This window comes from Knoellia sp. B-D-2, assembly GCF_057714695.1.
In genome coordinates, this window is the sequence record NZ_CM173189.1 from 322,622 (window position 1) to 338,271 (window position 15,650).

14 protein-coding genes are annotated in these 15,650 nt (G+C 73.5%); 2 read left to right on the forward strand and 12 right to left on the reverse strand.

Annotated features, from left to right (window positions below; translation table 11 throughout):
- Positions 1-3: 3 nt before the first annotated feature.
- The 3 genes from AC3EU2_RS01525 to AC3EU2_RS01535 form a co-directional block, all read right to left on the reverse strand.
- Positions 4-2,382 carry a [protein-PII] uridylyltransferase gene (locus AC3EU2_RS01525; protein ID WP_488177986.1) on the reverse strand — a complete coding sequence of 793 codons (2,379 nt, stop codon included), beginning with the start codon at positions 2,380-2,382 and terminating at the stop codon, positions 4-6.
- A 98-nt stretch (positions 2,383-2,480) separates the two neighbouring features.
- Complete coding sequence (locus AC3EU2_RS01530) at positions 2,481-2,819, reverse strand: P-II family nitrogen regulator (protein WP_035938692.1); 339 nt, start codon at positions 2,817-2,819, stop codon at positions 2,481-2,483.
- Positions 2,816-4,252 carry an ammonium transporter gene (locus AC3EU2_RS01535; RefSeq protein WP_488177987.1) on the reverse strand — a complete coding sequence of 479 codons (1,437 nt, stop codon included), beginning with the start codon at positions 4,250-4,252 and terminating at the stop codon, positions 2,816-2,818. Before AC3EU2_RS01535 ends, AC3EU2_RS01530 begins: the two co-directional genes overlap by 4 nt.
- 227 nt (positions 4,253-4,479) lie before the next feature.
- On the opposite strand from AC3EU2_RS01535, the gene AC3EU2_RS01540 reads away from it, so the two are divergent.
- The gene (locus AC3EU2_RS01540) at positions 4,480-4,875 is read left to right on the forward strand and encodes a thiol-disulfide oxidoreductase DCC family protein (RefSeq protein WP_488177988.1); all 396 of its coding nucleotides are present in this window, start codon (positions 4,480-4,482) and stop codon (positions 4,873-4,875) included.
- Here AC3EU2_RS01540 and AC3EU2_RS01545 read toward each other — a convergent pair.
- Genes AC3EU2_RS01545 through AC3EU2_RS01570 form a run of 6 tightly spaced genes read right to left on the reverse strand, consistent with a single transcriptional unit; the run spans position 4,808 to position 10,382 of the window.
- Positions 4,808-5,725, reverse strand: coding sequence for an HTTM domain-containing protein (locus AC3EU2_RS01545; protein WP_488177989.1), 918 nt, complete (start codon positions 5,723-5,725; stop codon positions 4,808-4,810). The genes AC3EU2_RS01540 and AC3EU2_RS01545 overlap by 68 nt on opposite strands.
- On the reverse strand, positions 5,722-6,213 hold the full coding sequence (locus AC3EU2_RS01550; protein WP_488177990.1) for a hypothetical protein: 492 nt from the start codon (positions 6,211-6,213) through the stop codon (positions 5,722-5,724). The genes AC3EU2_RS01545 and AC3EU2_RS01550 overlap by 4 nt, the downstream gene beginning before the upstream one ends.
- A gap of 17 nt (positions 6,214-6,230) precedes the next feature.
- Positions 6,231-6,896, reverse strand: a complete 666-nt coding sequence (locus tag AC3EU2_RS01555) for a maleylpyruvate isomerase N-terminal domain-containing protein (RefSeq protein ID WP_488177991.1) — start codon at positions 6,894-6,896, stop codon at positions 6,231-6,233.
- Entirely contained in the window at positions 6,896-8,116 is a 1,221-nt protein-coding gene (ftsY, locus tag AC3EU2_RS01560; protein ID WP_488177992.1) for a signal recognition particle-docking protein FtsY, read from the reverse strand. Before ftsY ends, AC3EU2_RS01555 begins: the two co-directional genes overlap by 1 nt.
- 23 nt (positions 8,117-8,139) lie before the next feature.
- Positions 8,140-10,101, reverse strand: coding sequence for a M13 family metallopeptidase (locus AC3EU2_RS01565; protein WP_488177993.1), 1,962 nt, complete (start codon positions 10,099-10,101; stop codon positions 8,140-8,142).
- Positions 10,101-10,382: a hypothetical protein gene (locus AC3EU2_RS01570; RefSeq protein ID WP_488177994.1), complete on the reverse strand. Its 282-nt coding sequence runs from the start codon at positions 10,380-10,382 to the stop codon at positions 10,101-10,103. Before AC3EU2_RS01570 ends, AC3EU2_RS01565 begins: the two co-directional genes overlap by 1 nt.
- A 97-nt stretch (positions 10,383-10,479) precedes the next feature.
- On the opposite strand from AC3EU2_RS01570, the gene lepB reads away from it, so the two are divergent.
- Entirely contained in the window at positions 10,480-11,187 is a 708-nt protein-coding gene (gene lepB / locus AC3EU2_RS01575; protein ID WP_488177995.1) for a signal peptidase I, read from the forward strand.
- Between the two features lie 6 nt (positions 11,188-11,193).
- Here lepB and smc read toward each other — a convergent pair whose 3' ends face one another.
- The 3 genes from smc to AC3EU2_RS01590 form a co-directional block, all read right to left on the reverse strand.
- Entirely contained in the window at positions 11,194-14,760 is a 3,567-nt protein-coding gene (smc, locus tag AC3EU2_RS01580; RefSeq protein ID WP_488177996.1) for a chromosome segregation protein SMC, read from the reverse strand.
- 153 nt (positions 14,761-14,913) lie between these two features.
- The gene (locus tag AC3EU2_RS01585) at positions 14,914-15,201 is read right to left on the reverse strand and encodes a chorismate mutase (protein WP_488177997.1); all 288 of its coding nucleotides are present in this window, start codon (positions 15,199-15,201) and stop codon (positions 14,914-14,916) included.
- Between the two features lie 110 nt (positions 15,202-15,311).
- On the reverse strand, positions 15,312-15,635 hold the full coding sequence (locus AC3EU2_RS01590) for an acylphosphatase (protein WP_488177998.1): 324 nt from the start codon (positions 15,633-15,635) through the stop codon (positions 15,312-15,314).
- Positions 15,636-15,650: the final 15 nt, after the last annotated feature.

A 15,650-nucleotide genomic window follows, 5' to 3' on the forward strand; every position in this document is an offset into this window, starting at 1 on the left:
CGGTCAGGGGCGCGGGGGTGCCCCGTCGCAGGTGTCGATGATCGCCGCCACGACCTGCGCCACCTTCGACGGGTCGAGGAGGCGACCCGAGAAGTCGGTGACGTAGAACGTGTCGAGGGTCTGGCCGGCATACGTCGCGATGTGCGCGGAGCGCACCGACACCCCCGCCTTGGCGAAGGTCATGCCGAGCTCGTGGAGCAGCCCCGGGCGGTCCTGGGCGCGGACCTCGAGCACGGTGGCCTCGGTGCTGGCCCCGGGCACGACGAGCGCCCGCGGCTGGCCCGGCGTCCCGATGGTCGAGGTCCCGCTCGGGCGCGCCGCGAACTGTCGCCGACGCTCCAGCAGCCCCAGCGGCCCCCGGTCCCCGGAGGCGAGCCGGGTCAGCCCGCGGGCGAGGCGTTCCTGCTCCGGTTCGGCGCCGCTCGGCGACTCGACGTGCCACTCGTTGACCGCGACGCCGTCGACGGTGCGCAGCACGGCGGTCCGGACGACGAGACCCTCGGCGGCGAGCAGGCCCGCCGTGTCGGCGAAGAGCCCGAGACGGTCGCGGTCGGCGATGTCGATGCGGTACGACCCGCCGCTCGAGACGACGACGACGTGCGGCTCACCGCTGGCGAGCTCGAGGACGAGCTCGTGCGGCACGACCGCGGGCTCGGCCTCCCCGGCCGCGGGCGCCGCGGGGTCGAGCCGGGCGCGTACCGCGGTGGCGAGCTGGGTGAGGAGCGCGGCCCGCCAGTCGGTCCAGGCCTTGGGTCCGGCGGCGACGGCGTCGGCCTCGGTGAGCGCGAGGAGCAGCTCGAACTGCTCCCGGTCCCCACCGACGGCGGCGCTGGCCGCGTCGACGGTCCGGGGGTCGGCGTGGTCGCGTCGGGTCGCCAGCTCGATGAGGGTGAGGTGCTCGCGCACCAGCGACGTGACGACCCGGACGTCCGCGTCGTGGTGGCCGAGGCGCCTCATCACGGCCTCGGCGATCGGGGCCCCGGTGACGGAGTGGTCCCGGGCCCCGGGGATCTTGCCGATGTCGTGCAGCAGCGCGGCGAGGAGGAGCAAGTCGGCGCGACCGACGCCGCGCAGGAGTCCGGTGGCGTGGACGACGGTCTCGATGAGGTGGCGGTCCACGGTGTGGCGGTGCACGGCGTTGCGCTGCGGGCGGGACCGGACGGCCGCCCACTCGGGCAGCCAGCGCTCGATGATGCCCTGCTGGTCGAGGCCCTCCCACACGGTCACGAGGCCGGGACCGGCGGCGAGCAGGTCGCTGAACAGCCCGCGGGCGAGCGGCGACCACGGCGTCGGCAGGTCGGCGCACCGGGTCGCGAGGTTCTCGAGCGTCGTCGGCGCGATCGGCAGGTTCGCCCTGGCGGCGAGGACGGCCGCGCGCAGCGGCAGGTGCGGGTCGCTGTCGACGAGGCGTCCCGCGCCGAGCACGACCTCGCCGTCGCTCTCGAACAGGCCGTAGCCAAGCGGCGACATCTGCGGACGGCGGGGGCCTACCCGCAGGACCCGGGCGCGCTGGGACTGGCCGGCGCGCCGCACGGTGCCGTCGAGGGCGTAGGCGATCGCCCGGCCGGCGTTCGACACCTCGGCGAGGAGGTCGTCGGCGTCGTCGTGACCGAGCAGGGCCGCGACGGCGTCGTGGTCGTCGCGCGAGAGGCGGTCACGACCGCGCCCCGTGACGACGTGCACCGCGTCGCGGACGTCGAGGAGCACGGCGTATGCCGCGTCGACCTCACCGCGCGGGCGGTCCGCGAGCCAGGCCTCGGCGAGCGCGCTGAGGACGGTCATGTCCCGGAGTCCGCCGTGGGCCTCCTTGAGCTCGGGCTCGATCGACTGCGCGAGGTCGCCGTGGCGGTGGTGCCGCTGCGCCATCGCCTCGGTGAGCTGGGGCAGTCGCTTGCGGGCGTTGGCCCGCCAGTCGTGGCTGACCGTGGCCCGGGCTGCGGCCACGACCTCGGCGTCGCCGGCGACCGGGGAGATGTCGAGCAGTCCCACGGCCGCGGTGAGGTCGTCGGCCGCCACGGTGCGGCACTGGTTGACCGTGCGCACGCTGTGGTCGAGGCGCACCCCGGCGTCCCAGATCGGGTACCACATGCGGTCGGCGAGCCGCGTGATCTCGCCGGTGTCCAGGGTCCGGCCGTAGTGCAGGAGGACGAGGTCGTAGTCCGAGAGGGGGCCGGCGTCGCCCCGCCCGACGCTGCCGACCGCGGCGAGGGCGACCCCCTCGAGGCGCTGGCCCCGCGTGGCCTCCTCCCAGAGGCCCTGCAACCATTTGCGGTTGAAGTCGGCCAGGCGGACTCGGCGATCCCGTCCGGACCCGGCCGTCCCGAAGGCCCGGGTGCCGGCCAGGTCGAGCCGGCGGGCGGCGACGTCGACGACGTCGGTCAATGGAATCAGTCCCCTCGGTGGTGCCATGGGCGTGCCGTGTGTGTCCCAGCGCGAGCCAGGACTCGCGCTGGGACACACACGGCTGGGTGGAGGAAGCCTCAGATGGCTTCGGAGCCGCGCTCACCCGTGCGGACCCGGATGACGTCCTCGACCTGCTGGGTCCAGATCTTCCCGTCGCCGATGCGCCCGGTCTGGGCCGACTTGAGGATGACGTCGGCGACGCTGCTCGCGTCCATGTCGTCGACGAGCACCTCGAGCCGGAGCTTCGGGACGAAGTCCACGGTGTACTCGGCGCCGCGGTAGACCTCGCTGTGCCCGCGCTGGCGCCCGTAGCCGGAGGCCTCGCTGATGGTCATGCCGGAGATGCCGTAGGCCTCGAGGGCCTCCTTCACCGCGTCCAGCTGGTGGGGCTTGATGATGGCGGTGATGAGCTTCATGCCTTGACTCCTTCGGAGGTGAGCTCGTCGTGGTGACGGGCGTCAGTCTGTGGACCGGTGGAGCTGACGCCGATGCGTCCGCCGCGGGCCACGAGGTCGTAGCCGGACTCGGCGTGCTCGGCCTGGTCGATGCCGGCCGTCTCGTCGTCGTCGGTGACGCGCCATCCGATGGTGGCCCGCAGGCCCAGACCGATGATCGCGGTGACGACCGCCGAGAAGACGAGCGAGGCCAGGGCGATGACGACCTGGATGACGAGCTGGTCGATGCCGTCACCGTAGAACAGCCCGCCCTCGGTGGCGAGGAGGCCGGCGCCGAGGGTGCCCCAGAGGCCGGCGACGAGGTGGACGCCGACGACGTCGAGCGAGTCGTCGTAGCCGAAGCGGAACTTCAGGCCGACCGCGAGGGCGGCGAGGGCACCGGCGACGGCGCCGAGGACGATCGAGCCCACGGGCGACAGGGCGCCACAGGCCGGGGTGATGGCGACGAGACCGGCGACGACACCGGAGGCGGCGCCGACCGAGGTCGCGTGCCCGTCACGCAGCTTCTCCACGAGCAGCCAGCCGAGGATCGCGGCGCAGGTGGCGACGGTGGTGTTGACCCAGACGAGGCTGGACAGGCCGTCGGCCGCGAGCTCGGAGCCGGCGTTGAAGCCGAACCAGCCGAACCACAGCAGGCCCGCGCCGAGCATGACGAGCGGCACGTTGTGCGGACGCATGGCCGTCGTGCCGAAGCCGAGCCGCTTGCCGACGATGAGCGCCAGGACGAGCCCGGCGATGCCGGCGTTGATGTGGACGACCGTGCCACCGGCGAAGTCGATCGGCAGCACGTTGGCCACACCGTCGGTCGCACCGAAGATCTTCGCGGAGATGCCGTCCTCGGAGCCGCTGAGGAGACCGCCGCCCCACACCATGTGGGCGACCGGGAAGTAGACGAGCGTGACCCACAGCCCGGTGAAGAGCAGCCAGGTCGAGAACTTCGCGCGGTCGGCGATGGCACCGCTGATGAGCGCGACGGTGATGATGGCGAAGGTGAGCTGGAAGCCGACGAAGAGGACCTCGGGGATCCACACGTCGGCGCCGAAGACGTCGACGATCGCGACCCCGTCGGCGTCGACGGTCGAGCCCGCGGCGGCCTCACCGACGACGCCCTTGAGGCCGAACTTGTCGAACGGGTTGCCGATGATGCCGCCGATGTTGCTGCCACCGAAGGACATCGAGTATCCCCACAGCACGTAGACGACACCGACGACGCCCATCGCGCCGAACGACATCATCATCATGTTGAGGACGGACTTGGCGCGCGTCATGCCGCCGTAGAAGAGGGCGAGGCCCGGCGTCATCAGCAGCACCAGGGAGGCGCAGATGATGACGAAGGCGGTCGCCGACGTGTCGATTGCGGGCTCGGCCGCGAGAGGGAGAAGAGTTGGGCTCATGGCGAGAAAGTCTGTGAGGCGTCGGTTTCACGCCGCGGCACGTCGTGTTACGGGCACGTTGCACGTTCCCGCTGCCGGTAAGAAGTGTGTTTCGCCGTCCCTCACGCAGGCCTTCCGCCCCCTTTCGGCGTATGCCGCCCACCCCCTCCCGGCGTATGCCGGCCCACGCAGAGCGTGGGACCCGCGCCCCCGTCCGCGGCCCTCGCGCCGGGTGCGAGACTGGGGCCATGCCTGCTGCCACGCTCCTCTACGACGGTGACTGCGGCATCTGCACCCGCCTGTCGCGCACGGTGACGACGACGGTGAGGGCGCGTCGGGACGACTTCGTCGTGACCGCCTACCAGGACGTCGACGACCTCGAGGCGCTCGGGCTGACCGCTCAGGCGTGCGACGAGGCCCTCCAGTGGGTGTCGGCGGCGGGACGGGTCAGCTCCGCCCAGGACGCCGTGGCCCGGGTGCTGCTCGCGGGCAGGCTGCCGTTCAGGCCGGTCGGCGCCCTCATCCTCGCCCCGGGGGTCAACGCCCTCGCCGGTGTCGTCTACCGGTGGGTGGCGCTCAACCGACACCGGCTCCCGGGCGGGACGCCGGCGTGCTCGCTCCCGGCGGCGCAGCGCCCGACCTGACCCGTCGCTGCACGAACGACCGGGTGCGGGCGCGCAGCCGGTCGGCGTACTCCTCGAGCGGCAGGAACGCCAGCATCATCACGAGGTGCGGCCAGAACGCGATCGTGATCGCGGCATACGTCATCGCGTGGAAGACGAACCAGGCGCCGACGGCGCGACGGCGCCACCTCTCCGACAGCAGGAAGATCACCGGTGCGGTGAGCTCGGCCGTCATGAGCACCCACTGGAACGAGTGCAGCGTCCACGGGACCTCGAGGAGCCACTCGGCCCACGGCGTGCCGCGCCGGACGACGGCGCGCACCATCGTCGCCGAGTTGACCCACTCGAACCCGCCGAAGCGGATCTTGGCCCACGCAGACAGGAAGTAGGTCGCGATCGCCGCGAGCTGCACCGCCCGCAGCGCGAACCCGGCTGCCTCCGAGCGGCGGCGGTCGGACAGGTGGGCGAGGCCGACCGTCGGCAGGAGGGCGAGGGCGACGACGAAGTCGGCCCGGTCGTGGTCGACCTTGCCGTAGCTGAAGGCGACGTACTGGTACCAGACCCAGCACACCGCCACCGTCCAGCCCAGCAGCCGGGGTGCGCGGCCGCTCAGGGCGAGGGCCGCGGCGACGACGCAGCCCCACTTGAGGACCTCGACGAGGAGCACCGAGGCGGGCGGGAGGTGGAGCACCTCCCCCATGACGAGGGGTTCGTACCAGACCGGGTCGGCGTGGCCGTGGTACCAGCCGGAGGTGTGGAGGAGCAGGACGTCGACGATGACGAACGCGAAGACGAGGACGCGCAGCACCGCGACCCGCGCCAGTGGCATCGGCTCGAAGAGCCAGCCGGCGAGGCGGGAGACCGCGGTCATGGCTGCGCCCACTCGGCGAGCACGTCGGTCTCGACCTCGCCGGTGGGCACCCGGTCGACGACGACGATCTTGTGCCTCACGACGCGCAGCCCCACCCAGGCGGGGGCGTCGGGTCGGAGCCGGGCGTGGCTGCGGGCGAGAGTCCCGAGCCGCGCGGGGTCGGCCTCGATCTGGGGGATGTGGCCCTCGACCTCGGCCCGGTTGACGCCGACGTTCTCGGGCGTCAGGGACGCGTGGACCCACGCGTCCGGTGCGTCGGCGGTGCGGACCTCGATGCCGGTCGACCAGACGGAGCCGGTGGCCGCCTGCGAGGTCGAGAACATCCGCCACGGGCTGAACGGCCACCAGTGGTCGTCACCGACGACCGACCCGGCGCAGAACAGCAGGGTCAGCGCCACGACCAGCGCTGCGCGCCACGCCCTGGCCGCGGTGCCCATCCGCAGCGGCTGCGCGACGGGATCTCCCGGACGCCGATCCCCCTGACCCATGGCAGGAGGGTATCGGCTCAGAACGCGGAGACGTCGCCGGTCGAGCGTTGCGGACGGCTCAGCGCCCGCACGAGCGCCACCTGGCCGTGCCGCCTCAGCGACACCTCTGTGAGCAGCGCCAGCACCGGGGACACCACCGCCGGCTCGTGCTCGGGTGGCGCCAGCCCGACGCTCACGGCGAGGTCGTCGCCGTGGACGACCATCTCCATGAGCCGGGTCGTGACGAAGTCCGGCGTCGGGAGCGACCAGCCCTGCCAGGGGATGTGGATGACGTCCGGGTCGCGGGGCTCAGCGACCAGCGCGGGCAGGTCGGCGAGCACCTGCCGGGCCCGCCCCACCACGGCCGCGTGGCCGACGCCCGCCGCCGCGTTGTCCCTGGCGTCCTGACTGGGGTCCGTCTCACCGCTGCGGGAGGCCGCGACCCACGGCGCCCGGGCGTAGTGGTCGAGCAGGCCGATGACCGGCGCGTCCGCCGGGGCCGGGGCCCGCAGACCGGCGGCCACGTGCGCGGCCTGGGCGAGCAGGTGGTGGGTGAGGCCGCCGACGGTCATCCCCACGCACGCGCTCTCGCGCACCCACGCCTCCCGCACCTCGGCGCGCTCGGCGAGGTCGAGGACGGCGGCGGTGCAGGACTCCAATGCGGCGGCGAGCTCCGCCCGGCGCGGCGCGTCCCCGGCACCCATCAGTCGATGATGGCGTCGACGAAGCCCTCGGGGTCGAACGGGGCGAGGTCGTCCGGCCCTTCCCCCAGCCCGATGAGCTTGACCGGGACACCGAGCTTGCGCTGGACCGCGACGACGATGCCGCCCTTGGCGGTGCCGTCGAGCTTGGTGAGGACGATGCCGGTGATGCCGACGACCTCACTGAACACCTCGGCCTGGCGCAGGCCGTTCTGCCCGGTCGTGGCGTCGAGGACGAGGAGGACCTCGTCGATGGGGCTCTGCTTCTCGATGACGCGCTTGACCTTGCCGAGCTCGTCCATGAGGCCGACCTTGTTGTGGAGGCGACCGGCGGTGTCGATGATGACGACGTCGGCCTCCATCTCGGCCGCGGCCTTGACCGCGTCGAACGCGACGGCGGCGGGGTCCGCGCCCTCACGGTCGGAGCGGACCGTGGGCACGCCGACCCGCGCGCCCCACGTCTGCAGCTGGTCGGCCGCGGCGGCGCGGAAGGTGTCGGCGGCGCCGAGCACGACGTCCTTGTCCTCGGCGACGAGCACGCGGGCGAGCTTGCCGACGGTCGTGGTCTTGCCCGTGCCGTTGACGCCGACGACGAGGATCACCGCGGGCCGGCCGTCGACGCGAGACGAGACGATGGTGCGATCCATGGCGGGGTCGACGAGGGCGACGAGCTCCTCGCGCAGCCAGCCCCGCACCGTCGCCTCGTCGGCGTTGCCGTGGACCCGGACCCGCGTGCGCAGGGAGTCGACGAGCTGGGTGGTGGCCTCGACCCCGAGGTCGGCCGTGAGGAGGGTGTCCTCGACGTCCTCCCACGCCTGCTCGTCGAGGTCGCCGCGGGAGAGCAGGGCGAGCAGCCCCTGGCCGAGGGCCGTGTTGGAGCGGGCGAGGCGGGCCCGCAGCCGCTGCAGCCGGGTCTGCGGCGCCTCGGGGCGCTCGACCTCGGGGACGGTGACCGGCGGGAGGGTCTCCTCGACGGTCGTGTCGTCGGTCGGCGCGGGCAGGGTGTCGACCGACGAGCCCCGGTCGTCTTGGTCCCCGCGGTCGGCGTCGGTGTCGCCACCGCCGTCCGGCGCCCTCGGCGCCGGACGGCTGGGCTGCTCGCGGGGCAGCTCCTTGGTCGCGCCACCCCGCCCTCGGAGCAGCGTGGCGGCGAGCCCGCCGAGGACCACGAGCAGGCCCACGGCGACGGCGAAGAATTCCCAGAAGGTGTCGATGGCACTCACCGACTCATCCTCGCACCAGCGCCTCAGAAGATGCGGACCCGCTCGCCCTCCGGGACCCACATGCCGTCGCCGTCGGCGACGTCGAAGGCCTCGTGGAACTCGGTGAGGTTGCGCACCGCGTTGGCGCGCAGGTCCATGGGGGCGTGCGGGTCGATGGCGAGCAGCCGGACCGCCTCCGCCTCACGTGCCGTGCCGCACCACACGCGGGCCCAACCGATGAAGAAGCGCTGGTCACCGGTGAGGTCGTCGATGACCGGGGCTTCCCCGCCCTCGGTGGAGATCCGGTATGCCGCGTGCCCGATGGTGAGCCCGCCGAGGTCTCCGATGTTCTCGCCGACGGTGAGCGCCCCGTTGACCCTGTGGCCGGGGGCGTCGCGCGACTCGAGGTCGTCGAACTGCGAGATGAGCCGTTTCGCGCGACCGTCGAAGTTGGCGCGGTCGCTCTCGGTCCACCAGTTGCGCAGGTTGCCGTCGCCGTCGTACTGCGAGCCCTGGTCGTCGAACCCGTGGCCGACCTCGTGCCCGATGACGGCGCCGATCCCGCCGTAGTTGACCGCGTCGTCGGCCTCGACGTCGAAGAACGGCGGCTGCAGGATCGCGGCCGGGAAGACGATCTCGTTGAGCCCGGGGTTGTAGTACGCGTTGACGGTCTGCGGCGTCATGAACCACTCGTCGCGGTCCACGGGGCCACCGAGCTTGGCGAGGTTGCGGTCGACCTCGAAGGCCGAGGCCCGGGCGACGTTGCCGAGCAGGTCGGCCGGGTCCACCGCGAGGGAGGAGTAGTCGCGCCACCGCTCGGGGTAGCCGATCTTGGGGGTGAACGCCTCGAGCTTGGCCAGCGCCTCGCGACGGGTCTGCTCACCCATCCACTCGAGGCCGTCGAAGTCGCGCCGGAAGGCCTCCACGAGGTTGTCGACGAGCTCGACCATCCGCTCCTTGGCCCGCGGCGGGAAGTGCCGCTCGACGTAGAGCTGGCCGACCGCCTCGCCGAGCGCCTCCTCGACGAGGCCGACGCCGCGCTTCCACCGCTCGCGGTTCTCCGGCACCCCCGACAGGGTGCGACCGAAGAAGTCGAAGTTCTCGGCGACGATCGCCTCGGTCAGGTACGGCGCGAGGGCGTGCACGACGCGCCAGCGCAGCCAGTCCTGCCACGTGGCGAGGTCGACGTCCGACAGCGCCTCGCTGATCGCGCGGAGGTGGTCGGGCTGGCGCGCGACGACCTGGTCGAACGCCGTCCCCGGTGCCTGTGCCCCCGCGAGGTAGGCGTCCCAGTCGACTCCCGGCGTGAGCTCGACCAGCCCGGCCCGCTCGAGCAGCGTGTAGGTCTTCACGGCGTCGCGGTTAGCGACCTGGTCCCAGTGCGAGGCCGCGATGCGCGTCTCGAGCCCCATGATCCGGTCGGCGGCAGCGGTCGCCTCGTCACCGGCATACAGGCCGGCGAGGGTGAGCATCCGCGCGACGTGCGGCGGGTATGCCGTCCGGATCGCCTCGTGCCGCGCCTCGCGGTAGTACGCCTCGTCGGGCAGGCCGATGCCGGCCTGCTCGAGGTAGACGACGTAGCGGGTGGAGTCGCGGTCGTCGGTGTTGACGATGGGGTGGACGAGCCCGTCGACCCCCGCGCGCAGGAAGCGGCCGAGCAGCGACACGACGTCCTGCGGTGACGAGGCGCCGGCAATGGCGTCGAGGAACGGCGCGAGCGGCTCGACCCCGCGCTGCTCGATGCGGGCCTCGCCCATGAAGGAGCTGTAGAGGTCGCCGACCTTGCGCGCCACGGTGCCGTCGGCCGGCTCGCCCTCGGCGACGGAGGTGATGATGTCGCGCACCTGCGCCTCGGCGTTCTCGCGCAGGATGTCGAAGCTGCCGTAGCGGCCGCGGTCCGACGGGATCTCGGTGCGCGCGACCCAGCCGCCGTTGACGTGGCCGAAGAGGTCGTCCTGCGGCCGGACCGAGGGGTCGCCGGCGGAGTGGTCGATCCCCGAGCGCATCAGGCGCGGGCGGACGTGTCGGCGGGCTCGGCCGTCAGCGGCGGGCCGGCGATGGGCGCGGCGGCATCGGCGGCGTCGGTGGCGGCGGCGTCGGCGTCGCCCGTGCCGCGGCCGAGCCGGTCGCGGGCCGACTGCTGGCGCTCCTTGAGCGCGCTGACGACCTCCTCACCCTTGGGCGTGAGGATGCCTCGGCCGTCGCGACGCGCCGGGACGGCGACGAGCGCGACCACGACCAGGGCGAGTCCGACGCAGATGAGCATGCCGATGATGAGGGCGACCATGCCCCAAGGGTGTCCTATCGGCGGCCGCGCACACAAAGCGACACCCCGCCGCCCCATGGCGCGCTGCGAACGCGTCGGTCCGCGTAGGCTCCACCGCGTGAGTGCGACGACCCCACCCCGGGAGGGCCAGCGGCAGCGTCGCAGGCTCCCGGTGGGCTTCGAGATCGTCCTCGCCGTCGTCGCCGTCGCCCTCGTGCAGGCCTTCCTCGTCAAGCCGTTCGGGGTGCCGTCGCAGTCGATGGAGCAGACGCTGCGGATCGGCGACCGGATCCTCGTCAACCGGACCGACACGACCGTGGAGCGCGGCGACATCGTCGTCTTCTCCCACGGCGCGACCTGGCAGGACTCCACGCTTCCCCGCTCGGGGAACTCGCTGCTCGCCGCCGCGAAGCGGGTCGGTGACGTCACGGGCATCGGGCCGTCCAACACGGCATACACCGTCAAGCGCGTCATCGGCATGCCCGGCGACCGCGTCGAGTGCTGCGACGAGCAGGGCCGGGTCGTCGTCGAGGGCGACCCGCTCGACGAGCCCTACGTCTTCGAGGACCACACCTTCCGCGCCCCGGAGCTGACCTGCTCCTCGACGCCCCGGTCGTCCCGCTGCTTCCCGGAGATCCGGGTGCCCACCGACCGGCTCCTCGTCCTCGGGGACCACCGCTCGCAGTCGGCCGACTCGGTCGTCAACTGCCGCGGCGGCGTCGACGCCTCGGGCTGCGCCCGGTTCGTGCCCGTGAACCGCGTCGTCGGCCCGGTCGTGCTGCGGATCTGGCCGCTCGGGACGTTCGGGCGCATCCCCTCCGACTGACCGGCGTCAGGCGGTCGCGGCGACGTCGCGGATGCGCTGCGACACGACGGTCGTGATGCCGTCGCCCCGCATGCTCACGCCGTAGAGGGCGTCGGCGATCTCCATCGTCTTCTTCTGGTGGGTGATGACGATGAGCTGGCTCGAGCTGCGGAGCTCGTCGAAGAGCGTGATGAGGCGGCCGAGGTTGGTGTCGTCGAGGGCTGCCTCGACCTCGTCCATGATGTAGAACGGGCTCGGCCGCGCCTTGAAGATCGCGACGAGGATGGCCACGGCGACGAGCGAGCGCTCCCCGCCGGAGAGCAACGAGAGCCGCTTGACCTTCTTGCCGGGCGGACGGGCCTCGACCTCGATGCCGGTGGTGAGCATGTTGCTCGGGTCGGTGAGCACGAGCTGGCCCGCGCCACCGGGGAAGAGCCGCTGGAAGACGTGCTCGAACTGCTCGGCGGTGTCGTGGAAGGCCTCGGTGAAGACCTGCTCGACGCGCTCGTCGACGGACCGGACGATGTCGAGGAGGTCGCGCTTGGACTTCTTGAGGTCCTCGAGCTGCTCGGTGAGGAACGCGTGCCGCTCCTCGAGGGCCGCGAACTCCTCGAGCGCGAGCGGGTTGACCCGGCCCAGGGCGGACAGTCCGCGCTCGGCCTTGCGCAGTCGCTTCTCCTGCTCGTCGCGCACGAACGGTGCGGGCGCCGGCAGCTCGCCCTCGTGGTCGGGCCCGGCGACGAACGGGATCGGCTGGTGCGGTCCGTAGTCCTCCATGAGGACGTCGGGGTCGATGCCGAGCTCCTCGACGGCCCGGGCCTGCAGCTGCTCGATGCGGGCGACCTGCCGGGCGCGCGCGACCTCGTCGCGGTGCGCGGAGTCGGTGAGCTCGCGCAGCTCGTCCTGGTGCGTGGCCATCTCGGCGCGCAGCGCCTGCGCCGCCGCGTCGCGCTCGGCGCGCTGGCGTTCGCCGTCCTCGCGCAGCCGGGCGGCGCGTGCCAGCGCGGTCGCCATCCGGTCCGTGGCGTATGCCGCGGCACGGCTCACCGCGTCGGCGACCGTCGCCTCGCGGCGGCGGCGTTCCTGCCGTTGGCGGAGGCGCTCACGGGCCTGGATCTCGTTGCGGGCCGCGCCCTCGAGGGAGTCGGCCCGGCCCTTGAGCGAGCGCGCCCGCTCCTCACGGGTGCGCAGGGTGAGCCGCAGCTCGGTCTCGGCGGTGCGAGCCCGGCTGGCGGCGAGCTCGAGCCCGTCGCGCTCGTCGGTCGAGGGGTCCTCGGACTCGGTCGGCTCGGCGCCGGCCTCTTCCAGGCGTGCTGTGAGCGCTGCCTCTTCCACGCGGTCCGACTCGAGGGCGGCCTCGGCGACGGTGATGGTGCGCTCGGTGCGCTCGACCTCGGCGCGGCTCGAGCGGATCGTCGACTGCAGGCCGCCGAGCTGCTCGGCGACCGCCGCCATGCGGGCGTCGCTGTCGTGCAGGGCGTCGAGGGCGGCCTCGACGCGCTCCGACACCGCGGCGTGCTGCTCGCGCTGGGCGGCGAGGGCGAAGCGGGTCCGCTCCCCCGACGTCGTCGCCGCGGCGGCCTCGGCCTGCGCCTCGTCGAGGGCGGACTGGATCTCGAGGAGCGACTCTCCGCTGCTCGACCCCCCGCGCACCCACCCGGGCGCGTAGACGTCGCCGTGCTCGGTGACCGCAGTGATGCCCTCCCCGCGGGCGACGAGGGCGAGCGCGTGCTCGGCGTTGGGGACGAGGGCGACCCGGTCGAGGAGCTGCTCGACGGCCGGAAGGACGGCGGCAGGCGCCGACACGACGTCGCGCGCCCAGACGGCAGGCCCGTCGATGCTCGGCCACGAGGCGCGGTCGGATGGCGCGGCGGTGTCGCCGACGAGGAGCGTGGCGCGGCCGTGGTCGTCGTCGCGCAGCGCGTCGACGGCGCGGGCAGCCTGGTCGGCGGTGCCGACGGCGAGGGCCTCGGACGCCCAGCCGAGGGCGGCCGCGACGGCGGCCTCGTGGCCGCCGCTGACCTGGAGCAGGGAGGCGACGGTGCCGACGATGCCGTGGCGGTCGTCGGAGGCGGCGAGCAGGGCGGCCGCGCCGTCCTTGCGCCGCAGGCTGAGCCCGAGCGCCTCGACCCGGGCGGCTGCGGCGGAGCGGGCCCGCTCGGCCTCGCGCTCGGTGGCCTCCAGCGCGGCGATCCGGGCCTCGACATCGGCGAGCTCCTCGGCTGCGGTCTCGTAGGCGCTGTCGAGACCCTGCTCGCCCTCCTCGTCGTTGGCGACGGTGCCCTCGAGGCGGGAGAAGTCGCGCTCGGCGTCGGTGGCGCGCGCCAGGGAGGCCTCGATGATCCCGCGGAGGCGGCCGATCTCGGCCTCGCCGGCCTCGATGCGACTGCGCCGGGCGCCGACCTGGCCGGCGAGCTTGGCGAGCCCCTCGCGGCGGTCGGCCGCGGCACGGGCGAGACGCGCGAGCCGGTCCTGCTCCACGGCATACGCCTTCTCCGCGTCCTCGCGGGCGCCCACGGCGGCGGCGAGCTCGTCGGCGGCCGTCGCGACCTCGGCGAGCAGCTTCTGCTCGGCCTCGCGGGCCTGCACGGCCTGCGCGCGCAGCTCCTCGGGGTCACGGCCCGACGTGGTCTCGTCGACGTCGTCCTGGCCGAGGAGGCGGACCCGCTCGCGCGCGACGGAGGCGGTCGACTCGAGCCGGTCGCGCAGGGACTGCAGCCGGACGAAGCGGTCCTGGGCGCGGCCGAGCTCGGGCGCGGCGTCGGCGGCCTGGCGCTCCACCTCGGTGAGCCGCGAGCGCACGCCCTCGAGGGCGTTCTCGACCGCGGTGCGACGCGCGATGAGCGCGGTCTCGTCGGCGACCTCCTGCTCGAGAGTCGAGGTCAGCTGCACGAGGTCGTCCGCGACGAGGCGCAGCCGCGCGTCGCGGACGTCGGCCTGGATCGTGGCGGCCTTGCGCGCCGCCTCGGCCTGGCGACCCAGCGGACCGAGCTGGCGGCGGATCTCACCGGTGAGGTCGTGGACGCGCGTGAGGTTGAGCTCCATCGCGTCGAGCTTGCGCAGCGCGCGCTCCTTGCGCTTGCGGTGCTTGAGGACGCCGGCCGCCTCCTCGATGAAGCCGCGGCGCTCCTCCGGGGTCGCGCGGAGCACGGCGTCGAGCTGGCCCTGGCCGACGATGACGTGCATCTCGCGGCCGATCCCGCTGTCGGACAGGAGCTCCTGGATATCAAGTAATCGGGAGGCGGTCCCATTGATGGCGTACTCGGAGCCGCCGTTGCGGAACATCGTCCGGGTGATCGTCACCTCGGTGTAGTCGATCGGCAGGGCGCCGTCGGTGTTGTCGATCGTCAGGCTGACCTCGGCGCGACCCAGCGGGGGGCGCCCGGCGGTGCCGGCGAAGATGACGTCCTCCATCTTGCCGCCGCGCAGGCTCTTGGCCCCCTGCTCGCCCATGACCCAGGCGAGGGCGTCGACGACGTTGGACTTGCCCGACCCGTTGGGACCGACGATGCACGTGATGCCCGGCTCGAGGCGCAGCGTCGTCGCCGAGGCGAAGGACTTGAACCCCTTGAGGGTCAGGCTCTTGACGTACACGCGGTGGCTCTCGGTTCCTCGGGGGCGGCGGGCTGAGCGCTCACTGTACCGGCGGGTCGCAGCCGGGCCCCGGACCTGCGGGAGGCCCTGCGTTGCCTGTGACGGGTGGGCCGGGTGGGGCCGGAGTGACTGTCGTGCCGGCGCGCGGGCGGCTCAGCCCTTGGCGATCGACTCGTGGTGGTGGATGACCTCGGCGATGACGAAGTTGATGAACTTCTCGGCGAACTCGGGGTCGAGGCCGCTCTCGTCGGCCAGCGCCCGCAGCCGGCCGATCTGCCGCTCCTCGCGGGCCGGGTCGGCCGGGGGCATGCCCTCGACGGCCTTGAGCTCGCCGACCTGCTGGGTGCACTTGAACCGTTCGGCGAGCAGGTGCACGAGGGCCGCGTCGATGTTGTCGATGCTCGACCGCAGCCGGGCCAGCTCGGGGGGGACGTCGCTCATCGTCCCATCGTAGGAACGCCATCCGGCCTCGGGCGACGCGTCCCACGACCCGGTATGCCGTGCGCCCGCCGCCCGCCTCGCGCCGTGCGCCGTGCGCGCGCGCCGTGCCGTCACCTCTCGACGAAGGAGGTGACGTCCGCGCGCGGGGCGCTCTCGATCGGGGTCGACACCGCGGTGACCCGGCCGGGACGCTCCGTCGTGCTCGGCTCCTCGCGGAGCAGGGCGACCATCCGGTCGACCGCGTCCCGCGGGCCCTGGACGACCACCTCGACGCGCCCGTCGCTCGTGTTGCGGGCGTGGCCGACGAGACCCAGCTCGAGCGCGCGGGCCCGGGCCCACCACCGGAACCCCACCCCCTGCACCCGGCCCCGGACGGTCACCGTCGCCCTGAGGGCGCGGGGACGGTCGGCGTCGAGGTCACCGCTGCTCTCCATGGCGCGATCGTAGGT

Coding starts and splice junctions, on each gene's coding strand:
- AC3EU2_RS01530 (WP_035938692.1), bottom strand. CDS start 2,819: ATGAAGCTCATCACCGCCATCATCAAGCCCCACCAGCTGGACGCGGTG.
- AC3EU2_RS01535 (WP_488177987.1), bottom strand. CDS start 4,252: ATGAGCCCAACTCTTCTCCCTCTCGCGGCCGAGCCCGCAATCGACACG.
- AC3EU2_RS01540 (WP_488177988.1), top strand. CDS start 4,480: ATGCCTGCTGCCACGCTCCTCTACGACGGTGACTGCGGCATCTGCACC.
- AC3EU2_RS01545 (WP_488177989.1), bottom strand. CDS start 5,725: ATGACCGCGGTCTCCCGCCTCGCCGGCTGGCTCTTCGAGCCGATGCCA.
- AC3EU2_RS01550 (WP_488177990.1), bottom strand. CDS start 6,213: ATGGGTCAGGGGGATCGGCGTCCGGGAGATCCCGTCGCGCAGCCGCTG.
- AC3EU2_RS01555 (WP_488177991.1), bottom strand. CDS start 6,896: ATGGGTGCCGGGGACGCGCCGCGCCGGGCGGAGCTCGCCGCCGCATTG.
- AC3EU2_RS01565 (WP_488177993.1), bottom strand. CDS start 10,101: ATGCGCTCGGGGATCGACCACTCCGCCGGCGACCCCTCGGTCCGGCCG.
- AC3EU2_RS01570 (WP_488177994.1), bottom strand. CDS start 10,382: ATGGTCGCCCTCATCATCGGCATGCTCATCTGCGTCGGACTCGCCCTG.
- AC3EU2_RS01585 (WP_488177997.1), bottom strand. CDS start 15,201: ATGAGCGACGTCCCCCCCGAGCTGGCCCGGCTGCGGTCGAGCATCGAC.
- AC3EU2_RS01590 (WP_488177998.1), bottom strand. CDS start 15,635: ATGGAGAGCAGCGGTGACCTCGACGCCGACCGTCCCCGCGCCCTCAGG.